This is a genomic window from Stenotrophomonas sp. STEN013 (genome assembly GCF_056760355.1).
Genome location: NZ_JBRREO010000002.1, coordinates 170,664 through 192,275, shown reverse-complemented (window position 1 = coordinate 192,275; position 21,612 = coordinate 170,664). Strand labels below are relative to the sequence as shown.

The 21,612-nt window shown below is 61.8% G+C and carries 24 protein-coding genes, 1 tRNA gene, 1 pseudogene and 1 other annotated feature; of the genes and pseudogenes, 4 read left to right on the top strand and 22 right to left on the bottom strand.

Annotated features, from left to right (window positions below; all coding sequences use genetic code 11):
- Positions 1-78: 78 nt before the first annotated feature.
- The gene (locus ACVOMH_RS05090; RefSeq protein WP_481551235.1) at positions 79-1,485 is read right to left on the bottom strand and encodes a DUF6602 domain-containing protein; all 1,407 of its coding nucleotides are present in this window, start codon (positions 1,483-1,485) and stop codon (positions 79-81) included.
- A gap of 832 nt (positions 1,486-2,317) precedes the next feature.
- Here ACVOMH_RS05090 and ACVOMH_RS05085 point away from each other — a divergent pair.
- The 3 genes from ACVOMH_RS05085 to ACVOMH_RS05075 all read left to right on the top strand — a co-directional run bounded on the left by ACVOMH_RS05085 (position 2,318) and on the right by ACVOMH_RS05075 (position 3,755).
- Positions 2,318-3,136: a hypothetical protein gene (locus tag ACVOMH_RS05085; protein ID WP_481551234.1), complete on the top strand. Its 819-nt coding sequence runs from the start codon at positions 2,318-2,320 to the stop codon at positions 3,134-3,136.
- Between the two features lie 143 nt (positions 3,137-3,279).
- On the top strand, positions 3,280-3,591 hold the full coding sequence (locus ACVOMH_RS05080; RefSeq protein WP_481551233.1) for a hypothetical protein: 312 nt from the start codon (positions 3,280-3,282) through the stop codon (positions 3,589-3,591).
- A 17-nt stretch (positions 3,592-3,608) separates the two neighbouring features.
- A complete protein-coding gene (locus ACVOMH_RS05075; RefSeq protein ID WP_481551232.1) occupies positions 3,609-3,755 on the top strand; it encodes a hypothetical protein in 147 nt (48 codons plus the stop codon).
- A 780-nt stretch (positions 3,756-4,535) separates the two neighbouring features.
- On the opposite strand, the gene ACVOMH_RS05070 is transcribed toward ACVOMH_RS05075, so the two are convergent.
- The 19 genes and pseudogenes from ACVOMH_RS05070 to ACVOMH_RS04980 form a co-directional block, all read right to left on the bottom strand.
- The gene (locus ACVOMH_RS05070) at positions 4,536-4,757 is read right to left on the bottom strand and encodes a hypothetical protein (RefSeq protein ID WP_481551231.1); all 222 of its coding nucleotides are present in this window, start codon (positions 4,755-4,757) and stop codon (positions 4,536-4,538) included.
- The gene (locus ACVOMH_RS05065; protein ID WP_481551573.1) at positions 4,721-4,984 is read right to left on the bottom strand and encodes a DDE-type integrase/transposase/recombinase; all 264 of its coding nucleotides are present in this window, start codon (positions 4,982-4,984) and stop codon (positions 4,721-4,723) included. Before ACVOMH_RS05065 ends, ACVOMH_RS05070 begins: the two co-directional genes overlap by 37 nt.
- Positions 4,985-5,016: 32 nt before the next feature.
- A complete protein-coding gene (locus ACVOMH_RS05060; RefSeq protein ID WP_481551588.1) occupies positions 5,017-5,142 on the bottom strand; it encodes a hypothetical protein in 126 nt (41 codons plus the stop codon).
- Positions 5,143-5,324: 182 nt separating this feature from the next.
- Positions 5,325-5,732 (bottom strand): annotated as a pseudogene (locus ACVOMH_RS05055) (IS3 family transposase); the annotation flags it as partial.
- Positions 5,338-5,454 (bottom strand) — a sequence feature (AL1L pseudoknot). It overlaps the preceding pseudogene by 117 nt.
- 366 nt (positions 5,733-6,098) lie before the next feature.
- Positions 6,099-7,001, bottom strand: a complete 903-nt coding sequence (locus ACVOMH_RS05050) for a replication protein RepA (protein ID WP_481551230.1) — start codon at positions 6,999-7,001, stop codon at positions 6,099-6,101.
- Entirely contained in the window at positions 7,001-7,384 is a 384-nt protein-coding gene (locus tag ACVOMH_RS05045) for a hypothetical protein (protein WP_481551229.1), read from the bottom strand. The genes ACVOMH_RS05050 and ACVOMH_RS05045 overlap by 1 nt, the downstream gene beginning before the upstream one ends.
- A gap of 660 nt (positions 7,385-8,044) precedes the next feature.
- Positions 8,045-8,119: transfer RNA gene (locus ACVOMH_RS05040), tRNA-Val, on the bottom strand.
- Positions 8,120-8,183: 64 nt separating this feature from the next.
- Positions 8,184-8,537: a PilZ domain-containing protein gene (locus ACVOMH_RS05035; protein WP_054659826.1), complete on the bottom strand. Its 354-nt coding sequence runs from the start codon at positions 8,535-8,537 to the stop codon at positions 8,184-8,186.
- Positions 8,534-9,493, bottom strand: a complete 960-nt coding sequence (locus tag ACVOMH_RS05030; RefSeq protein WP_481551228.1) for a DNA polymerase III subunit delta' — start codon at positions 9,491-9,493, stop codon at positions 8,534-8,536. Before ACVOMH_RS05030 ends, ACVOMH_RS05035 begins: the two co-directional genes overlap by 4 nt.
- The gene (locus ACVOMH_RS05025; RefSeq protein ID WP_481551227.1) at positions 9,490-9,705 is read right to left on the bottom strand and encodes a hypothetical protein; all 216 of its coding nucleotides are present in this window, start codon (positions 9,703-9,705) and stop codon (positions 9,490-9,492) included. The genes ACVOMH_RS05030 and ACVOMH_RS05025 overlap by 4 nt, the downstream gene beginning before the upstream one ends.
- Positions 9,702-10,760 carry an endolytic transglycosylase MltG gene (gene mltG / locus ACVOMH_RS05020; protein WP_481522892.1) on the bottom strand — a complete coding sequence of 353 codons (1,059 nt, stop codon included), beginning with the start codon at positions 10,758-10,760 and terminating at the stop codon, positions 9,702-9,704. The genes ACVOMH_RS05025 and mltG overlap by 4 nt, the downstream gene beginning before the upstream one ends.
- 69 nt (positions 10,761-10,829) lie before the next feature.
- Complete coding sequence (locus ACVOMH_RS05015) at positions 10,830-12,185, bottom strand: aminodeoxychorismate synthase component I (protein WP_481551226.1); 1,356 nt, start codon at positions 12,183-12,185, stop codon at positions 10,830-10,832.
- 243 nt (positions 12,186-12,428) lie between these two features.
- Positions 12,429-13,691, bottom strand: a complete 1,263-nt coding sequence (gene fabF / locus ACVOMH_RS05010; RefSeq protein WP_054659810.1) for a beta-ketoacyl-ACP synthase II — start codon at positions 13,689-13,691, stop codon at positions 12,429-12,431.
- Positions 13,692-13,815: 124 nt separating this feature from the next.
- Positions 13,816-14,055, bottom strand: coding sequence for an acyl carrier protein (gene acpP, locus ACVOMH_RS05005; protein ID WP_054659808.1), 240 nt, complete (start codon positions 14,053-14,055; stop codon positions 13,816-13,818).
- Positions 14,056-14,205: 150 nt separating this feature from the next.
- The gene (gene fabG / locus ACVOMH_RS05000; RefSeq protein WP_481522889.1) at positions 14,206-14,949 is read right to left on the bottom strand and encodes a 3-oxoacyl-ACP reductase FabG; all 744 of its coding nucleotides are present in this window, start codon (positions 14,947-14,949) and stop codon (positions 14,206-14,208) included.
- Between the two features lie 80 nt (positions 14,950-15,029).
- A complete protein-coding gene (gene fabD / locus ACVOMH_RS04995) occupies positions 15,030-15,974 on the bottom strand; it encodes an ACP S-malonyltransferase (protein ID WP_481551225.1) in 945 nt (314 codons plus the stop codon).
- A gap of 227 nt (positions 15,975-16,201) precedes the next feature.
- Positions 16,202-17,167, bottom strand: coding sequence for a beta-ketoacyl-ACP synthase III (locus ACVOMH_RS04990; protein WP_054658546.1), 966 nt, complete (start codon positions 17,165-17,167; stop codon positions 16,202-16,204).
- Between the two features lie 88 nt (positions 17,168-17,255).
- On the bottom strand, positions 17,256-17,453 hold the full coding sequence (gene rpmF / locus ACVOMH_RS04985; protein WP_054658547.1) for a 50S ribosomal protein L32: 198 nt from the start codon (positions 17,451-17,453) through the stop codon (positions 17,256-17,258).
- 106 nt (positions 17,454-17,559) lie between these two features.
- Positions 17,560-18,069 carry a YceD family protein gene (locus ACVOMH_RS04980; protein ID WP_054658549.1) on the bottom strand — a complete coding sequence of 170 codons (510 nt, stop codon included), beginning with the start codon at positions 18,067-18,069 and terminating at the stop codon, positions 17,560-17,562.
- 114 nt (positions 18,070-18,183) lie between these two features.
- On the opposite strand from ACVOMH_RS04980, the gene ACVOMH_RS04975 reads away from it, so the two are divergent.
- Complete coding sequence (locus ACVOMH_RS04975; protein WP_481551224.1) at positions 18,184-18,756, top strand: Maf family protein; 573 nt, start codon at positions 18,184-18,186, stop codon at positions 18,754-18,756.
- A gap of 15 nt (positions 18,757-18,771) precedes the next feature.
- On the opposite strand, the gene ACVOMH_RS04970 is transcribed toward ACVOMH_RS04975, so the two are convergent.
- Positions 18,772-20,610: a hypothetical protein gene (locus ACVOMH_RS04970; protein WP_481551223.1), complete on the bottom strand. Its 1,839-nt coding sequence runs from the start codon at positions 20,608-20,610 to the stop codon at positions 18,772-18,774.
- Positions 20,607-21,554 carry a glycosyltransferase family 2 protein gene (locus ACVOMH_RS04965; RefSeq protein WP_481551222.1) on the bottom strand — a complete coding sequence of 316 codons (948 nt, stop codon included), beginning with the start codon at positions 21,552-21,554 and terminating at the stop codon, positions 20,607-20,609. The genes ACVOMH_RS04970 and ACVOMH_RS04965 overlap by 4 nt, the downstream gene beginning before the upstream one ends.
- Positions 21,555-21,612: the final 58 nt, after the last annotated feature.

Below are 21,612 nucleotides of genomic sequence, written 5' to 3'. Positions count from 1 at the left end.
TTCAACCGAGAAAATGGAGCAGAAGACCATATTCAAAAACCCACTCTCTCTTGGACCTTTGTGACTGGCCGCTCCGCCTCATCCGCCCCGCCTCTTCGCACTGATAGCTGGCAATTGCCGTTCTATCCATGCAGTAAGCTGACCATCATGGTTCTCACCAGCAAACACCCCATCTGGCGTGACAACAACTTGGCATAAAATAGTGGTCAAGACTAGTTTTCCGTCTTGAATGGCAACGAGCTGAGTCTTAATCAAAGATTCAATAAACCCGTCAACGCCACCGTCTTCTTCCCCAAAGAAACTCCTGAAGTCAGCATCATCCATCGCGATATGCCCATCCCTACACAGCCTTATGAAGACTGCATGTTGGGCGTCAGTAATCCCGATGGGCGTCCACTCATAGCTTGACCCACGCCCCTTTAACTCCTTTTCTTTAATTGCGTGAAACACATATTCCCACCCAGCTTTGCCGTCCTTCTGCACCGCTCTCGCAGAAAGGCAGGCAGACATGGATTCTCTTTCTAGCGAGTCATCTTCAGCAAGGTTTGTGCCAAACTTGATGTCTAATTTGGTGAAAACAAGTTCGAGCAGGATTCGCACCGGATTGTGACTAGAGGACAAGAGAAATGGCCACATGCCCTCCTGGAGGCCTGGCGCATAGGGGAAGCCATTCGCCTTAACAATTGAATAATCACCACCAATAATAAGCTGAGGGAAGCTGCCAGCCCCCATGCCCTGCGGATTGTCCTTCCTGCTCTCAAGCAACTTGTAAATATGCGCCCGCAGAGTCTCTTCCTTCTTCCAGCCATGATACCCGACAACGATTCGGGCCGGCTCCAAAAACTCATTGACCAACGTATGGAAGATCAACTCAAGATCGAATGGCAGATTTTCAACTTCGGAATAGTCAGAGACTCCCCTCCCTGTAATTTGGCCAAATACTCGATACACCCAGTTTATGTTCACCTCTCCACCCTTACCATGAAAGCCTTGGATATAGTCCCCGTACATTCTTGACACTTGGCGTAAGTGGTCATAGCTGCCCGAAAGCTCGTCTGCGGAGATGGTTTTCTTGATCTCTAGGACAGCGATTACGTCTTGTATCTGCCACTTGAACTTGCTTGTGTAGGGGACCTGCTCGCCAGCCCCGCTTACGAGCATGCAGTCAATCTCACCACTTATTACCTCGCCGTGATGAATGAACCCAGATACGACTTGCAACCCCATTGACTCCGGAATGGCTTTTTGTAGAAGCTCTTTCGTAAGCCCTTCATACATTGCGCCGATAGTCGGCCCATGCGTCAGGGCGTAGGCGTCTAATTTCTTTCGCTCCTCATCCACAAAAGGTTTGAGCAGCTCGGCCACACTACGAATCATCGTCCATCCCTCAAAGTCACAATTGGCACCATAGCTACCGGTAAACCGCTCACCGGATTTCATAGATCCCCACACCATAACGGCGGTTCGCAGTTCGCGGTAGGCCATCCCATCTCGGGCCAACACCCGCTGGTTGAGGTTGTTCTAGGGCCGGACCGCCACTTGGTGTCCACTTAGGTTCGATTGCTGCCGGTGGGCCGTGCAAGTAGACCGCTCACTCCAAACAAGCAAATGGAACAGGAACCTGGATTCGAACGAACAGCTGCCTCCTTTGGACCTTCTGTGGGATTGGATTCTCGCAAGTCATTGAAAGGGCATCCCAAAACCAATCCAAACTTTTCACCCCAAACACAGACTCTTGAGGGGAGCCGCGAAAGCGGGGGCGTAGCCCGCCCGAAGGGCCACAGGGGCGCCCACGCAGTGGGGGGCGCAGCCCGTCCGGAGGACCGAGGGAGCCGCCAGCCACGCGAGCACATAGCGAGCGCCCCGCGTGCGGGGGAATGGCTGGTGGGGGTCGGCAGACCCGTCCCCCGAGCCTGCGGAGGGCAATCACACCCGACCCCGAAGGGCGCTCAGGGTGCGATGGCTGAGGTACGAGGTCCATCGACGCCGGAGGGGGTGATTGCCCGCCGAAGGTGGGGACCCCCAAGCCCGTACCTACGGGCGCTGGAGCCGCGCAGCGGCGTGAGGCCCAAGACCGGAACGGTCGCTGGCAGCCGCGGAAGCGGCGGGAAGGGGGGGAGCCAACGGCGGGGGGCGTAGCCCGCCCTATGGGGGTGCCCGCCTGGCGGGGGGCGTAGCCCGTCCGAAGGACCTGGGGGGCCCGCTTGCGGGGGGAGCATCCCCGCTTTTTCGCCGTTGGCTTGGTACGGGGTCTAAGGTACTGGGTGTGGTACTGTGTGATGGCGGCAGCTTTTACCGCAAAACTACGTAACTTTGCATGTCTGAGAACACCCGAGCGATCTTCGCTCAACGAGCGATGGACTCGCTCACAGTCGCCCACCACCAGGGCGGCTGGATCACGACCACAATCATGGCCAACCTGTTCTGGCCGAAATCACCGACCAGGAAGAAGTACGCGGAAAGGCTCATGGCCGAAATGATTCGGCAGGGCCTGTTGCTCAAGCGGCAGCTCCCGAATCGAATGACAGCAGGCGTTATCACCGCCAACGGCTGCCGCTACCTCAACGAAACGTTCTACTCCCCAGGGATCAATGTGCTGCCCGTCGATATCAGGCCGGGCACCGATTGGGGTGAAACCAAAGGGGGACAATGGCAGCCCCCTGCAAGCTGGCAGCATCAGCTCCGGGCCGGGAACTTTGTCTCCTGGGCGGCCAGCAGTTTCGGCTCTCCGTTGTCCATGCTTTTCGACACGCAGATCCAAAGGGCTAATCCGACAGCCCTGAAACGTCCCGATGGCATCGCCTATAAGGAAACCCCGAAAGGGAACATCGGTGTCTGGATCGAGGTCGAGAACGCCAGAAAGACCGGCGAGGAGATGACCAAGTTGGTTACTGCCCTGGTTGACGCTCATACCGGCTACGCGCCGCAGATGTTTGCCTATCAGGAGTACATGGAGCGGATCGTCGTCCTTTGCCGCCAAGCGGCCCTGGTGGTTCCAGCCAGCTATGACGTAGGGAAGTTCCGAGCTGCTGTGGCAAAACGACTCGATCCGGGCGTCACCCTTACGCTCGGTGTGGCCAAGGAACAGGGTGATGGCACCTTCTCATTTTCACATGAGACTATCGCGGCACTATGATCGGGCCAGTTATGTGACCGGCCCAATAGCCGGCTAGGAGACCAGTTGTGACACAGCTGAGCCAGCGGGAAGCGGCCACACGATGGGGTATCGCCAGGACACAAATCGGGCGGGACATAAAGGCCGGAAAGCTAAGCCTGACAATGGATAAGCGGATCGACGTGGCCGAGATGATCCGGGTCTACGGGGAGCCGCGCGTGACCACCCAGCCGGTCACAAAACCGGCCCAGAACCGGCTATCAGAACCAGATGTGACCACCCCAAACCGGGCCGAGCCGGTCACAGATTCCGTCCGGGTCATGCTCCTGGAGGCCGAGCTGGAGGCAGCCAGGACGATCATCGAGCGGCAAGACCAGGTGATCGATCGGCTGGGGCGGCAGGTCGATCAGCTTCTGCTGCCGCACGAAAAGCCAGGCAGCAAGAGGCGGCGCTGGTGGCCCTTCGGCGGGCGGTGAACGGATATGCTGAGAGCATGAACATCGTTGAGATCACCGCCCTAGCCTTGGTATCCATCGGCCTGATCGTGCTCGGTGTCCTGGCCGTGGAGGCCTGGCAGGCAGAGCGAGACAGCCGACCTGATCGTCAGCAAGCTGACCGTTGCCCGACCTGCGACCACTGATGGCCGTCATCGTCCGCATGGACGTCCTGAGCATGCTGTATGTAGCCGGGATCGCCCTATAAGCCCTCCACGTCGCACGACGAGGCTAACGACTACACCCGCCTAGGTGACACATTTCACCCACCTAGGTGACACGTTTCACCCACCTAGGTGACACATTTCACCCACCCAGGTGACACGTTTCACCCACCTAGGTGACACATTTCACCCACCCAGGTGACACGTTTCACCCACCTAGGTGACACGTTTCACCCACCCAAAGGGGACAAATTGCCCCCCCAGCGCCCAGGTGCGCGATTTCACCCACCTGGATGACACGTCGCCCCCCCGGAGGGGACAAATTGCACACACCTCAGCGCCCAGCGGCCGGCCGATCTCTGGGCCGGTAACATCGACTCAGAGACCGACCTCAACGATAGCTGGAAAATTAGGAGCCCTTGGTTAGAGAAACTGGGATTTGGGAGAGTGCATCTTCCACGAGATGTAGACCCAAGAATTGCCGCAAGAAAGATCGGCCTGCGGTAGCGCTCACGCCCCGTATAGACCGTTGCACATTGCCAGGACTGCCATAGTCGGCGTGCATCCTTATTGTTCCAGCCTGTCAGAGCAAATAGCCTCAGGGCGCACCGTATGCTCATCTAAGGCCATGCCGCAGCAACTGTGCGGGGTAAGTCATACAGAGACATAAGATGACTCTGACAAGCTCCTCAGCCCCCTCTAGGCCCATAGAGCCAGAGAACATGAACTGCCCGGGCTTTCTTGGAGGCCATTTGGTTTGAGTCAAGCCGCTTTGGCCTGACCGGCTTGCTGCCGATAGTAAACCGCTTCGGCTTCCGCTGGCGGGATGTACCCGATCGGCCCCAGCAATCGTTGGTGGCTGTACCAGTGCACCCAGGCTAGTTCCACTTGCTGGCCGTTGCACCACGACCGCCGATGGATCATCTCGGGCTTGTACAGCCCGTTGATCATCTCGGCCAGCGCGTTGTCATAGCTTTCGTCCAAGCTGCCCACCGACGGTTCGACCCCAGCTTCGGCCAGTCGCTCGCTCGGCGGATCGACACGTGTTGCGACCCGCGGTCGGAGTGATGGATGAACTCGCCCTCCCGTTGCCGGGCCTGTAGTGCTTGCTCCAGTGCGTCCAGAACGAAGTCGGTCGTCATCGAACTGGACACCTTCCAGCCCACGATGCGACGCGCGTACACGTCGATCACGAACGTCACGTACACCATGCCCTGCCAGGTCGAGACGTAGGTGAAGTCGCTCACCATAGCGCGTTGGGCCGATCGGCATGGAACTGCCGGTCCAGCGGGCACAGTTGCGCCTTGTCGCTGACCGTGGTCTTCACCAACTTACCCCGGATCACACCACGCAGACCCAGCCGACGCATCAGCCGCTCCACCTTGCACCGGGCCACCTGCAAGCCTTCCCGCAGCAACTGCCTCCACACCTCGCGCCCCCCGTAGACCTGACGGTTCTCGTCCTAGACCCAGCGGACCTCCACCTCCAGTCCCTGATCCCACCACCAGCGGTACGGATTTCACTCCGGATCGGCCTCATGGACCGCATGGTTGTAGTACGTCGACGGGGCGATCTGAAGCACACGGCAGATTGGCTCGACTCCGTAGGCGTCACGGTGTTCGGCCACGGACCCGGTCATGGGTTGAAGCGGCGGTCGAGCTCCGCCTGGACAAAATATGCCGACGCATTGCACAGGATCTCGTTGGCCTGCTGCAGCTCGCGGCTCTCCCGCTCCAGCGCCTTCATCCGCGCCCGCTCATCTATCGCCAGGCCCGGCCGCTTGCCCTGATCACGCTCGGCACACAGCCCCCATAACCGCAGCGTCTCGGCTGTGCACCCGACCTTCCTAGCAATCGACTCGATAGCCGCCCACTGTGAACCGTGACCGTTCTGGTGCTCCTGCACCATCCACACCGCCCGATCCCGAACTTCCGCGGAATATTTCACTGGCGTGTTCATGACTCCATCCTTTCAAGAGTTGGAGCCTCCAGGAATCCCGGGGCAGTTCAACATGGCTCTGGACAAGCACTCTCGACTGCGCTTGGCCAGAGCATCCTGCTCGTGGTTGGTATGCCCCTCCCTTGAGGTTCACAGTTGCAGGTGACGTTGCTGATCCACAGGGAGGGACTCAGGATCTATCAGGGAAGAAGTATCTGGAAAAGCAATAGGGAAAATGCTGGAAACCCTTGCAGCACAAGGATTTCCAGTACTCGGATGTGACCTCGTATTCGCGATGTTGTGACCTCGTATTCGCAGCCCCCTACACAGAATGGGGGTTGAGATGTGACCACGTATTCGTGGACAACAGCCAGCTACTAACAACTTCTACACAACCTTATCCACAGCCCTAGCAGGCACATGAGGTGGGCATGGATAAAGAACGAGCTTCTCCGTAGTCACTGAGTACCCGAGCTCGGGCCAAAGGACCTTGATCCGCTGGAGCATTTCAGTGAAGTAATTTCGGAAATCCATGAGCTTCCGGCTTGAGAGCTCCCCGCAGCACGAGTCAACCCCAAACTGCTCAGCCAAGTAGATCCATTTGATGTGGCTCGACGACCTCGCCCTAAACATTCGCGCCGTAAGCCAACAATAGATATCAAGGGCTAGAGGCGAAGCTCTAAGAGCATGAATTGCCCTCATATCGATTGGGGAGGCATGGGTCTTCAGATAGGTATAGACCTCATCTGAAAGAACTATTTCTCCTCGCTTAAAAAAACCCTTGCGGGAAGACCAAAGATGACTCTCAGAGGCAAGGATACGAACGGAACTTTTCCAGCCCTTTTGGTCAGAAATTTCACCACTCGTCATCGTGACGGTAGTCAAAACCAAACGCTGCACCTGCTCCATAACAGCTTTCCATGGGCCATGATGCCCACCACCCGATCTAATATTAAGCACCTTTTGGAACTTTGCGAAGCTCTCCCCCAGATCAATACGCGGCCCCTCACCCAATCGAACTTGGGTCGCCAGCCAATAAGAAATTAGTCGCGGATAAGTGCCATAGGGAAGTCCTACCTTATGATAGGAACGAATTTCATAAGAGCGTTGGCCATTGACCCTGAGTACAGACTGCTCCTTGGTCATTCTCCTAGGCAAACATGCCTCCGAGAAGAAAGGCATCTGATAGCCGACTGTGTGCGCCGCCCATGCATCCATGGCATCAACCTGAGCAAAGGCAGCTAGCAATTTGGCTTCGGGATCTCTTGAGCGCTTGCTGAAAGACGCCATCAGAACGCTCCCGCAGAAATTTTCCTGCGTCGCCCACTCTTAATTTTGAAGATAGGATCGGACGAACTCAGCTTTTCCGGATAGATCCGCCCCTTACTAGTTACTCCAAACAGGCCTGGAACATCGCCGTGAGCAAGCTGTTCCAAAGTCGAATTGATATCTTGAATCCGCACGACCCATCGGCGCTTGAAGCCGAGGCCAGCAAGATCAATGAGGGGGAAGGGGTAGGTATTTCTTGAAATACGAGCCAATGCAGCCTTCTCAGCTGCATGATCGTCTCCGCTCTGAAGCATGCCAGCAATCAGCATGGCTCGCCCAGGACTAACGCCCAGAGGAGCGATAACAGAAGAAATAGAGGACGAGGAGGAATTTACTTCGGGCACAGTCAGTCCTTAAGGCCTGACCACCCCGAGAAAGTGGGTCAGGTAAGAACTGAAAGAAAGCCGGCTCCCAGGCTGCCCCTGGGCATAACGAGGAATTCATCGCAAAAAAATGCGATTTCCACTTCCCTTCTGGCGGCGCAAAACTTTCGTTCAAGCGATTCCTTACGGAAATCGTGGGTCGGCGCGAATCTCGGACTAAGTGCGCCCAAACCACTCGAAGAACTACTAACTTTGCGTGAACGACTCTATCCGCGGAATGAGGGAGCTGCCGGCAAAAACAGCTATCTCCGCATGACGTCCTACACAGGTATCCACCAGCCACTTTCCTGCGCAGTGTCGTATCCATGCAAGCCGATACGACGTGAGCCGAGTGGAGTGTAGCAGTATCAGTCAGGCCCGAGATAGCTCGTAGTGGCGCGCACGATGCAACAAAGCATGAACGGTGGTGAAGGACGACCGTCCACTGCCATCATGGACGCAGATCGCACGACGCATTCGTACCAGCACCCAGTCGAACCTAGTGGAACGCAGTAGAGCGTGGGACAAATTTGGGACAAAATGCGCAAGGCTTGTCCTCACCCGAAGACAAATCCTGGTCTTGGGCTACTTCAAACAGGCAACAAAAAAGCCACTGAAATCAGTGGCTTAGTTCGTTTCGCGTGGTGGGCGGTACAAGGTTCGAACTTGTGACCCTTGCCGTGTGAAGGCAATGCTCTACCGCTGAGCTAACCGCCCGTGTTGCGAGCCGCTCATTATAGGGAGCTGAGCGGCGACGTCAACGGGTTTCCTGCAGAAATTTTCACATCGTCTGTGTCGGCTTGTCGGAGCTGGAAGTTCCGGCCAGCAGCGTCTCGATCTTGTTGCGGATCGCCTCGCCGTCGGCACCATCGGCCAGCTGCACGCCGATACCGGCTTGGCGGTTGCCCTGCGCGCCCAGCGGCGTGACCCAGACTACTTTGCCCGCCACCGGCAGGCGCTCGCTGGAATCGGGCAGCGTCAGCAGCAGGAACACCTCGTCACCGAGGAAATAACGCTTGGACGTGGGCACAAACACGCCGCCGTTCTTCACGAACGGCATGTACGCGCTGTACAGCGCCGCCTTGTCCTTGACCGCCAGCGAAAGAATGCCCTGGCGGGCGTTGATCGCACTCATCGAATAGTCCCCTTGGATTGCACCTGGTTGGCCGCGCCCCACGCCAGCAGCAGTTCCACCACCGCCAGATCGGCTCGCACGGTGGTACGCAACAGGTCGCGGGTACGGTTGGCGGCATCGAACCAGGCAGCCAGCTTGTTCAATCGGGCCGGATCGGTCAAGCCGTCGGCGGCCTTTTTCAGGGCCAGATCGGCGGCATGGCGCAAGCGCAGATCCGCATGTCCGTCCGCTGTCCAGCGCTGGGCCAGCTCGACGCTGCCCAGCTTGCCGGCCAGCAGCTGCTCCAGTTCGGAGGCCACCTGCCGGCGCAGCGCCATGCCCTCGCCCTGCAGCCATTGGTCGGCAAGCGCGGGGTGGCCGCGCGCGGCCTCCAGCGCCTCACGTGCCACAGTTTCGGTATAGCCCTTGCCCTGCAGCCAGGCCAACGCCTCCTCGCGCGGCGGCAGGCGAAACTCCAGGCGCTGGCAGCGGCTGCGGATGGTCTGCGGCAGCCGCGCCGGATCGGCACTGACCAGCCACAGATAGCGGCCAGGCGAGGGCTCCTCCAGCGTCTTGAGCAGGGCATTGCAGGCCGAACGGTTGATCGCATCGGCGGGATCGACGATCACCACCTGGGCCACGCCGTACTGCGGGGTGAGCGCCAGCTTCTGAGAAATCTCGCGGATCTGCTCGATCACGATCTCGGTGCGCAACTTGTCACCGGATTTGTTCGGAATGAACGAGGTGAGTTGTAGATCCGGATGCGTACCGGCGGCGATCAACTGTGCATTGCGCTGCCGCCCAGCCGTCTCGACTCCGTAATTGAGCACGTGTTCGGCAAGCTTCAGCGCCACCGCGCGTTTGCCCATTCCGGCCGGCCCGCATAGCAGCAAGCCATGCCCGAGACGGCCTGCATCAAGTGCGGCCACGGTCTGGTCATAGGCCCGTTGCTGCCACGGGGCGAAGGCATCGCTCATGCCAGGGTGCTCTGTGCACGCACGCGGGTTACCGCATCGCGCCGCGGCGCGGCGGCGCCAGCCTTCCTGCCTGCCCCGGTCAGGCAGGAAGGCTGCAGGTCGTTCCGCTCACGCAGCAGATCGACCAAGGCGTTGACCGCCCTGGCCCTGTCGCCCCCCTCGCCCTCTTCCAGGCGGATGCACGGCGAATGCCACAGCAACGCGTGATTCATTGTTGTACTGCCTGGCTGTTCCTGGCGCGCAACCGCTGCAGGTAGCGCGCCACGGCGGCGTTGTGCTCGCCGAGCGTGGCGGAGAATTCATGGGCGCCGCTGCCGTCACCCAGCGCGACGAAGTACAGCGCATCACCGGGTGCCGGATGCGCGGTGGCCTGAAGCGCGTCGCGTCCGGGCATGGCGATCGGTGTCGGCGTCAGGCCAGCGCGGGTGTAGGTGTTGTAGGGCGTATCAGTGGTCAGATGGCTGCGGCGGATGTTGCCATCGTAGGCGCTGCCAATGCCATAGATCACCGTCGGGTCGGTCTGCAGGCGCATGCCCATCTTCAACCGCCGCATGAAGACCCCGGCGATCTGCGGGCGCTCGCTGGCCAGACCGGTCTCTTTCTCGATGATCGAGGCCAGCGTCAGCAGCTCGTATGGCGAGTTCAACGGCAGGCCCTCGGCGCGGCCGGCCCAGGCTGCAGCCAGCTCCTTCTCCATCGCCGCATGCGCCCGCCCCAGCACATCCAGGTCGCTGTCACCGCGCTGGTAGATATAGGTTTCCGGCAGGAAGCGGCCTTCCGGATGCTCACCGGCAAAGCCCAGCGCCGCCATCAACTCGGCATCACTCATATCAGCGGTCGCCTGCTGCAACGGCTGCGCGCGCTTGAGCGCGGCGCGCAGCTGGCGGATGTTCCAGCCTTCGACAATGGTGACGCGGTACTGCAGCACCTTGCCCTGGCGCATGCGCAGCAGCAGCTCACGCGGAGTCAACGCGGGATCCAGCGAATACTCGCCCACCTTCAGCTTGCCGGCCGCGTCCAGTTCACGCGCCAAAAGCTGCCACTGTAGATCCGCACCTTCATCGACACCGGCCGCCCGCAACTTGGCCAGCACCGTGCCAAAGGAATCACCGGACGCGACGGTCACGCTCTGCGCGGTTGGCGTGAGCGGCAGGGAGGCGAAGCTGCTCTGACGCTGCCACAGCCACGCCGCCACGGCACCTGCCAGCACCACCAGCAGCAGCAACGCTGCCAGCACCACCAGACAACCGCGCTTAGCACCCGCCATGGCCACTCCGTTTCAACAAGACCGGCGCGCAGGATACCGCGCGCGTGCCAGCCCCGGCCAAAACGCTGTTCATTGCAGCGGCTCCAGCGCCCGCAATAGGCCGCGCGCCTTGGCCTGGGTCTCCTCCAGCTCTTTGTCCGGCTCCGAATCCACCACGATGCCGGCCCCGGTGCGGAACGTTGCCAGGTTGCCGGCGACCTCGGCGGTACGGATCAGGATGTTCAGATCCATGTCGCCATCGCGATTCAGCCAGCCGAAGGCGCCGGTATAGGCGCCGCGCGCGGTCTGTTCCAGCTCGGCGATGATTTCCATGCAGCGCACCTTCGGGCAGCCGGTGATGGTGCCGCCGGGGAACGTGGCGGCGATCACCTGGCCCGGCGTCACTTCCGGGCGCAGCCGGGCACGCACATTGCTCACGATGTGGTGCACGTGCGCGTAGCTTTCCACAACCATCAGCTCATCGACCTCGACGCTGCCCGGCGCGGCGATGCGGCCCAGATCGTTGCGTTCCAGATCGATCAGCATCACGTGCTCGGCACGCTCCTTGGGGTGGCCGACCAGCTCCTGGATGCGCGCGGCATCGTCGTCGCCGGCAAAGCGCGCGCGGGTCCCGGCGATCGGCCGTGTCTGCACCAGATCGCCGGTGACCGACACCAGCCGTTCCGGCGAGGAACTGACCACCGCCCGCCCGGCCGCGGTGAACAGGCCGGCGAACGGCGCCGGATTGGCGGTGCGCAGCCGCGCGTACAGCGCTTCGGGCGCGAGCGGCGCGTCGAACTGTGCCTGCCAGCGGCGGGACAGGTTCACCTGGAACACGTCGCCGGCATGCAGGTAGTCGATGACCTTGTGCACGCCCCCGGTAAAACGCTCGCCGGGGTCTTCCTTGAGCGCGACTGGCCCCTTCCAATACGGCAAGGGCGGCAGCTGGGCGGCTTCGGCCTGATCATGCTGGAGCTGGCCGAGCAGGTCTGCGGCGTCATCCTCGGCGATCGCGATGCAGCGGCCGCTGTCGCGCTGGCGCAGTACCGCTGCCGGGCAGCGCAGTGCGATCGCAGTTGGCAGGCCGTCGCTGCGCTGTGGCAGCTGCAGGATCGGTTCAACCTGTTGCGCCAGCTCATAATCGAGCAGCAAGGCCCAGCCGCCACGGAACGGGAGGTCCGCTTCCATCGGGTTGCGGGCTTGGCGCAGGGCCTGCCAGTCGCGATCGAGAGCAGAGAGAAAGTCGCCTTCGACCACACTGCCGTCTTCGCGTTGCAGGCGGCCGTCGGGATTGAGCAGCAGCTGGCCACCGGTGGCGATCAGCAGCATGTCCCACTGGCCAAGCTTGCCGGCGGCGGTGGATTCGAGCAGGACCGGATAGCGATGCGGTGCGAGCCGATGCAGCGCCAGCAGATCGATATCGGCGTGCAGGGGAAGGATATGCATCGTGAACCCAGAAGAAGTCAGGGAGGCCGGTTTCACCGTCGCCCTCGGGGCGAAGATGCCCGGAAGGCGCAGAGGAGGGGCGCCTCAATACACCCCCAGGCGCCATGCTGACGAACGCCTCGCCACGCGCCGGTCTGGGTGAACAATCGTTGTCACCAACCGGGTGGTTCAGCGAGGCCGCTTCGCACCGCCCTCGTTCCAACCCCTCCCCCGCACGCGGGAGAGAGGCTTAAAGGCCGTACATCAGATCCGCTTGAACACCAGCGTGCCGTTGGTGCCGCCGAAGCCGAAGCCGTTGGACATCACCACGTCCACCTGCGCCTTGCGGGCAACATTCGGTACGTAGTCCAGGTCGCAGCCTTCGCCGGGCTCTTCCAGGTTGATCGTCGGCGGGATGATGCCTGTTTCCAGCGCTTTGACCGAGAAGATCGCTTCCACGCCGCCAGCCGCGCCGAGCAGGTGGCCGGTCATCGACTTGGTCGAGCTCACCAGCAGCTTGTAGGCGTGCTCGCCGAAGGCGGTCTTCATCGCCATGGTCTCGCCCAGGTCGCCCAGCGGCGTGGAAGTGCCGTGCGCGTTGAGGTAGCCCACCTGCTCCGGGGTGACGCCGGCGTCCTTCATCGCCGCGACCATGCAGCGGGCGGCGCCTTCGCCGTTCTCGCTCGGTGCGGTCATGTGGTAGGCGTCGGAGCTGGCGCCAAAGCCGGCCAGCTCGCAGTAGATGCGGGCGCCGCGCGCCTTGGCGTGCTCGTATTCCTCCAGGATCAGGATCCCGGCACCGTCGCCCAGCACGAAGCCGTCACGGTCCTTGTCCCACGGACGCGAAGCCTTTTCCGGCGCGTCATTGCGGGTGGACATCGCCTTCATCGCGCAGAAGCCGCCCAGTGCGGTCGGCGAGGAGCCACGCTCGGCGCCACCGGCGACCATCACGTCGGCATCGCCGTACTGGATCATGCGCATCGCCGTGCCGATGGAATGGTTGGACGTGGCGCAGGCGGAAACGGCCGAGAACGACGGACCCTTGAGCCCGGCAATGATGCTCAGCTGGCCCGGCAGCATGTTGATGATGGTCTTGGGCACGTAGAAGGGCGAGATCTTCTTGCCCTCGTGGAACTCGATGGTCTGTTCCTCGATGCCCAGCAGGCCGCCGATACCCGCGCCGACAATGGCGCCGATGCGCTCGGCGTTGGCCTCGGTGATTTCCAGACCCGAGTCGTGCAGCGCCATGAAGGCGGCACCCAGGCCGTAATGGATGAACGGGTCCATCTTCTTGGCATCCTTGCCACTGACCCGGTACTTGCCGAACAGGGGATTGTCGGCGGTGATGTCGAAATCCTTGACCTCACCTGCGATCTTGGTGGTGAAACGTTCCAGATAATTCTCTGCAACGTTCGTCAGCGGGCCAATGCCCGACCGGCCATTGATGATGCCTTCCCAGCTGCTGGCCAGATCATTGCCCAGCGGCGAAACCATGCCCATGCCGGTAACGACGACGCGACGACTCATTGCGGATTCTCCTGGCCCCGCTCGCGGGGAGATTGAAGCTGAAAAGCACAGGGCCGCATCAGCGGCCCCATGGATTTACAACGCGGCCCGACACACATGCCAACCGCGTTTTGTCAGGCACCAATTACGCCTTGACGTGCGCCTTGACGTAGTCGATGGCAGCCTGGACGGTACCGATCTTCTCGGCTTCCTCGTCCGGGATTTCGCACTCGAACTCTTCTTCCAGCGCCATCACCAGCTCGACGGTGTCCAGCGAGTCTGCGCCCAGGTCATCGACGAACGATGCGCTGGTGGTGACTTCCTCTTCCTTGACGCCAAGCTGCTCGACAACAATCTTCTTGACGCGTTCTTCGATGGTGCTCATTGGATATCGCTCCAGATGGAGTAGTGGTTCAAAAGACGCCATCCCCTAGGGATGGCCGTGGGATAGTGTAGTGGAAACCGCCGCAGCCATGCATTCCGGCAAAAAAGCATCGGCGATCAATCACTTGGGCGCAGTCCGTGCGCCACACGCTTACGGCATGTACAAGCCGCCATTCACGTGAAGGGTTTCGCCGGTGATGTAGCTGGCTGCCGGGCCTGCCAGGAAGCTGACCGCATGGGCGATATCGGCCGGCTGACCGAGGCGGCCCAGTGCAACCTGGCCGAGCATCGCCGCCTTGGCGTCCTCGGGCAGGTCCTTGGTCATGTCGGTATCGATGAAGCCCGGCGCGACCACGTTGACGGTTACGCCGCGGCTGCCGATTTCCTTGGCCAGCGACTTGGAGAAGGCGATGATGCCGGCCTTGGCGGCGGCATAGTTGGCCTGGCCGGCATTGCCGGTCACGCCGATGACCGAAGCGATGTTGATGATGCGGCCCTTGCGCGCCTTCATCATGCCGCGCATCACCGCCTTGGAGGTGCGGTAGACGCTGGTCAGGTTGGTATCGAGGATGGCCTGCCAGTCCTCGTCCTTCATGCGCATCAGCAGGTTGTCGCGGGTGATGCCGGCATTGTTCACCAGGATGGTGATGGCGCCGAACTCCTTGCCCACCGCCTCGATCAGCGCATCCACCGCGCCCGGCTCGGTCACGTTCAGCGCCCGGCCGTGGCCGCCCTGCGCGGCCAGACGTTCACCGATGGCGGCGGCGCCGGACTCGGTGGTCGCCGTACCGATGACGGTGGCGCCCTGCGCGGCCAGTTCGTCGGCAATAGCGGCACCGATACCCCGGCTGGCGCCGGTGACGAGCGCGATTTCACCCTGCAATGGCTTGCTCATGCTGTTTCCTCTTTCCTGCGAGGCCGCCGTCGGCGGTCCCCGGTCATGGCCGGGGCAGAGCGCGCCCCGAACCGGTTGGATCACTGTGCCCACTCTTCCAGCGCGCCGGCGAAATCGGCCGGCGTGGCGAGCGAACGGCCGTCTATGCTTTTGTCGATGCGCTTGATCAAGCCGGTCAGCACCTTGCCCGGGCCGCATTCGGCGACGCGATTGACACCCTGTGCTGCCAGCGCCTGCACGCAACCGGTCCACTGCACCGGCTTGTACAGCTGCTGCACCAGCGCCTGGCGGATCGCGTCCACGCCGTCATGAACCCGGGCATCGACGTTCTGCACCACCGGCAACTGCGGTGCGCGCCAATCCAGCCCGGCCATCACTTCAGCCAGACGGTTGGCGGCCTCACGCATCAGCGGCGTATGCGACGGCACACTGACCGCCAGCTTCACCGCCTTGCGCACGCCCTTCTCGGCCAGCAACGCCAGCGCGCGATCCACTGCAGCGGCATCGCCGCCGATGACGATCTGGCCGGGCGAGTTGAAATTGGCCGGCACCACCACCTGACTGCCGGCGGCTTCGGCGCAGACCTCCAGCACCAGCGCATCCTCAGCGCCCAGTACCGCCGCCATCGCACCAACGCCTGCCGGAGCCGCGTCCTGCATGAGCTGGCCACGCAGGCGCACCAGATGCGCGCCATCGCGCAGCGTCAACGCGCCAGCCGCAACCAGAGCGGTGTATTCCCCCAGACTGTGGCCGGCCAGCACGGTCGGCTTGGCGCCGCCCTGCGCATTCCACAGGCGCCACACCGCGATGCTTGCCGCCAGCAGTGCCGGCTGGGTGAACTCGGTGCGGTTGAGCTGCTCGTCCGGCCCGCCCTGCGACAGCGCCCACAGGTCGACCCCTGCGCCTTCGGAAGCCTCGGCAAAGGTTTCACGGATCTGCGGGTTCAGCTCGGCCAGTTCGGCCAGCATCCCCAGCGACTGGGAGCCCTGGCCCGGGAACACGAAAGCAAGTCGGGAATCAGTCACGCGGTCATCCGCCAGATAAATCGAAGCCGGGCATCATAAGCGCGAACATCGCCACCCGTCTGTACTGGCGCGTATGCAAGCACCAATTCAGCAAGTCCGGCACAACACCGGAATGGTCTGCCGGTATATCCGCCGCGCATTTGCCCCAAAACGCAAACAGCCCGTCGCAGGCGACAGGCTGTTCGATGCGCACAGGCAAGATGCCTGTGCTGCGACCGGGCGTGAAATCAGTAGCGCAGCAGCGCCGAGCCCCAAGTGAAGCCGCCACCGAAGGCCTCCACCAGCACCAGCTGGCCGCGCTGGACCCGCCCGGAACGGACCGCCACGTCCAGCGCCAATGGCACCGAACCGGCGGACGTGTTGCCGTGCTTGTCCACAGTCACCACCACCTGGTCCATCGACATCTCCAGGCGCTTGGCCGTGGCCTCGATGATGCGCAGATTGGCCTGATGGGGCACCAGCCAATCCAGTGCGGACTTGTCAAGACCATTGGCCTGCAGAGCTTCGTCCACCACCGAGTCCAACGCCTTGACGGCGTACTTGAACACGTCGTTGCCCTTCATCAGGATCTTGCCGGGCTTGTCCAGACCCGTGGACACCCCCACCGGATCCCATAGCAACTCCTTCTTGCTGCCATCGGCATGCAGATGGGTGCTGAGAATGCCCGTTTCTTCGTCGGCCTTGAGCACGACGGCACCGGCCCCATCGCCGAACAGGACGCAGGTCGTGCGATCCTCCCAGTCGACGATACGGGTCAGGGTTTCCGCACCGATCACCAGCACATGCCTGGCATCGCCGCTGCGGATGAATTTGTCAGCCACGCTCAGGGCGAAGATGAAGCCCGAACACGCCGCATTGACGTCGAACGCCGCCGAACCGGTCGCGCCAAGACGCGCCTGGATCAGGCAGGCGGTAGACGGGAAAATCAGATCAGGCGTGGTCGTACCCACGATGATCATGTCCAGCTGCGAAGCCTCGATGCCGGCCGCTTCCAACGCGCGAACCGCCGCGTTGTAGCCCAGATCACCGGTGGTTTCGCCTTCGGCAGCGATATGCCGCTCACGGATACCCGTACGCGACTGAATCCACTCGTCGGTCGTGTCGACAATCTTGGTCAGATCGTCATTGGTCAACACTTTCTCGGGCAGATAACTACCTGTGCCCGCGATCCGCGAATAAATCCGCTTGCTCATGCTGTTTCCTGTTGCGCGAAGCCGCCCGAAGGCGGCCCCGGAAGAATCGGTGCGACAACCGCCACGTTTCCGCAGCGGCCGCCACGAATCAATCTTCTTCGACGACCGAGGAGGACTTGGTCGCGATCACTTTCTTGCCACGGTAGAAACCGTCAGCAGTGATGTGGTGGCGCAGATGCACTTCACCGGTGGTCGGATCGGTGGACAGCTGCTTGGCGCTCAGGGCGTCATGGGCACGACGCATGCCGCGGCGGGACGGGGTAACACGGGATTTCTGCACAGCCATGGGATTGCTCCAAACTCGATTCGTTTGCTTCGTCGTTTAATTGCACGGGACGCCAGCGTCCTGCACTACTTTCGCTTTTGCCGCGACCGCCGACGACAACCGGCCGCTATTGTTTCTTCAACGCCGCCAGCGCCGCGAACGGGTTGGCCTTGCTCAATTCTGCATCGGTCGCGAACCAGTCTTTTTCGACTGCCTCACTCCCGGGTGACAACGGCACCACCGGCACCGCCAGCACCAATTCGTCTTCCACCAGATCCAGCGGCCGCAGATTGCCATCTTCCGGCACCAGCAAGGCCTCGTAATCCGGAGGCAGCGCAGATTCCTCATCCTCGTCGCGGATCAGGCCCAGCCGCTGCTTCACCGATACCGGCAGCAGGAAACGCTGCATGGTGCGCTGGCAGACCAGCGGCAACTCGACATCAATGGACAGCTCGACATAAGCCACCTGCAGCGTATCGTCGCGGCCAAATTCCAATGCATAGCGGCACTGGCCTTCGGCATCGGCAATCAGACCCTGCAGTCGGGTCAATTCGGACAAAGGCACCTGGCCGTCAAAGCACCTGCGTGCTGCGACCATCCGCCAAGCATCCAGCAATTCGGGTACGTTCGCGGACATAAGCTGCAGAATGTTAAGGATGACCCAAGCCGCTGTCAAACCCGGCCTGTTGTCCGGTTGCCATGCGGACCTTCACAGCCGCAGACTGCCTGTGCTTTCCGACGGTATTTTCGCATGCAAACACTGGTTCTGGCTTCCACTTCCCGCTATCGCGCAGAATTGCTTGCTCGACTGCGGATTCCGTTCAGCTGCGCACGCCCTGGCGTGGATGAATCGGCACTGACCGGGGAGTCGCCTCGCGCCCTGGCGCAGCGCCTGGCGGAAGCCAAAGCCCGCGCGGTCGCGGCGCAGTACCCGCACAGCCGGGTCATTGGCTCGGACCAGGTCGCGGAGCTTGAGGGCAAACCGCTGGGCAAGCCCGGCACCGCGGAGGCCGCACTGGCGCAACTGGCAGCCATGTCCGGCAAATCCGTCAGATTCCATACCGCTGTCTGTGTCATCAGTGGCGCCGAGCTGCTGCATGCTCTGGATCTCACCACCGTGCGGTTCCGCACCCTGGGCCAGACCGAAATCGAGCGTTACGTGGCCGCCGAACAGCCGCTGGATTGTGCCGGCAGCTTCAAATGCGAAGGCTTGGGCATCAGCCTGTTCGAGGCGATCGACAATCAGGACCCCACGGCCCTGATCGGCCTGCCTCTGATCCGCCTTGCGCAGCTGCTGCGCAAGGCGGGCTATCAGCTGCCCTGAGCCCCCTCCCCGCCATCACCGCGCAGGAGTCAGACGACACCATTGATAGGGGAACTGCCCCTGCCCGATACGCGATGTCAAGGTGATGCAGGACCCGGGCACAAGCATCAAGCCGTAGGCGGCCAATCGCGATTGCGCCAAGGCGCGCTGCTCCGCCTCGGCTTCCATGACACTCTGCAATGCGCCATTGCGCGGGATCAGTACGCACCGCCCATCAGTGACCTGTACATCGGAGCGCAACCCCTTCAACCTGCGCGTCAGCCAGCGCAATTTCGCGCAATCGGATTCGCGATCCAGCCCGGCCATCGCCACTTTGGCATTCAGACTCTCGAACCGGGCCGCCAACTTGTCCGAGGAACCGGGGAATATCGCAAACTGCTGTGGGCGGTCTAAAAGCATCTGCCGCAAGTGCGCGCGGTAGCCCTCGGACTCCGGAAAATTCGACGCGACCGCGGCGTATCGCACAGAACGTGGCAGAAACGCGACCCGCCACGCCTGCGGATCGCCACCGACCAGCAGCACAACGCTCTCCCCGGGGGAGTCGATACGCGGTTGCTGCACTTCGAACGCATTGGACGCCCAGCGCTCATGGCCCCAGTTGCCCCAGCCGGCCAGCGAAATCAACACACACACGCCTATCGCCCATCCCCCCATCCGCATGCCCCGGGGTGAAGGCCGCAGCGCCACACAGGCACACCACAGCAGCAGCGGCGCGATCAGTTCCAGTGCCACCAGGTAGCGATGGATACTGAACAGGGTTTGCCACAACAGGTAGGAAACGACGAAGAACACCACCAGGCTGCGCAGTACGGGCGCAAACATCCCCCCACCGCCCTCACGCCTACCCAGCAGGCGCCGGGCCAACAGCAGGAACATGGCGACCGCCAACATCGCCCAGATGCCCGACGTCAGGGAAACCTCACTGATCCGCTTGGGATCGAAGGTGAACAGCAGCGGCCACGCCAGATGTTCGGCGAAACCCTCCGGCAACCAACGTGTGTCGCCAATGGAACCCTGCGCTGCCAGCGGCGACTGGAACAACGCGTTGAACTGCGGAAACAGCGGATTCCCGAACTGCTGCCAGACTTGCCAGTACCACCAGCCCACCGACAGCACGGCAACCACCATTGCCGCCAGAGTCACCAGCAGCAACGCGCGAAAACGGGATATCCAATGCCCGGGCCCGGCCAGCACTGCGGCCGCCAGCCCTACCGCATAGATGGCATTGGTCAACTTCAACGCGACCGCAAATCCGATCAACGCGCCGGCCAGCAGCCAGCCGTGGCCAGGGCGAGGCAAGGCCGCCCCGGCCTGCATACGCAGCACCCACCATACGCTGCACAGCACAAACAGCGCGGTGGTGTTATCGGCCATGGTGTTGCCGAATTCCGACAGGACCGCGCCCATGCACAAGCCGGACAAAGCCAGTAACGGCGCCAGCCACGCGCGCTCTTTCCGCCCGTCCAGCACGCACCATGCGATACCTGCAGCCGGCAGGAACAACAGGCCATGCAGCACGCCCATCAAGAATCCCGACAGCGCACCTGGCGCGCCGGTCAGCAACAGGTACTGGGCAATATCAAGCAGCGGACTGAAGTAGCTCTGCATCTGCGCCGGCGCCAGATCCAGCGCGAGCCGGCCATGCAAAGCGGCATATCCGTTGTAGAGGTGGTAGTTGCGCAGATCCCAATTGGCATCCTGCCCCAGCCACAGCGACACGCAGCCCCCCAGCAACGACACAAACAGCGTCGCGGCCACAATGTTTGCACGGGAGTTGAACGCGAACCGCCGCTCAACGGCGGCCAGAAAGCGGTGTCTGGAACCTGCGGCATGCACCGCCCGCTGCGCGCTCACCGGCGATCACCGGAACCAACCGCGGTTCCTCTCGACACCGACAGATACGCCAGATGCTTTGCCTCGACACGCCCACGCGTCACGGTATCGAGGATCAGGCCGCACGCAAGCAGCAAGAACCCCAGCAACGCCAAGGCCACACACAGTATTGCGGTGGGAAAACGCGGCACCATCCCGGTTTCGAGATAGGTCTGGAACAGTGGAATCGCCAGTCCGAGTGACAGCAGTTCAGCCAGCGCAAAACCAATCGAGAAGAACAGCAGCGGCCGCTCGGCCTTGAACAGCTTGGCGATCGTACAGAGGATGCGCCAGCCGTCGCGCCAGGTATTGAGCTTGCTGTGCGAGCCTTCCGGACGCACGCCATATACGGTATCCACCTCGGCCACCGGCATGCGCAGCTGAAGCGCATGCACAGCCAGTTCGGTTTCAATCTCGAACCCATGTGCATGGGCGGCAAAGGAATGCACATAGCGCTTGGAGAAAACGCGGTAACCGGACAGCATGTCATCGAAGCTGCGGCCAAACAGGAAGCCGGCGCAACGCGTCAACAGCATGTTCCCCAGCCGATGTCCGGGCCGATACGCAGCCGCCTGCTGATCACGCCGTGCACCGACCAGCATATCCAGACGCTCCTCGATCAACTTGCGGATCAGACCGGGCGCCGCAGCGGCCTCGTAGGTGTCGTCGCCATCGACCAGCACATACACATCCGCATCGATATCGGCAAAGCCGCGCCGGACCGCGTTACCCTTGCCCTGCAATGACACCCGCACAATCTCGGCCCCCGCCTGAAGTGCGATCTCGGCAGTACGGTCGCTGGAGTTGTTGTCCAGCACCACGATCCTTGCCGCAGGCAGGCTCAGGCGGAAGTCGGCCACCACCTTGGCAATCGCCGCCTGCTCGTTGTAGCAGGGAATCAATACCGCAACGTCGAAATTTTCCATTGTCCCACCAGCTGTTGAAACTACCCTGTCAAGCGCTCTCGCAATCCATATCCGGGAC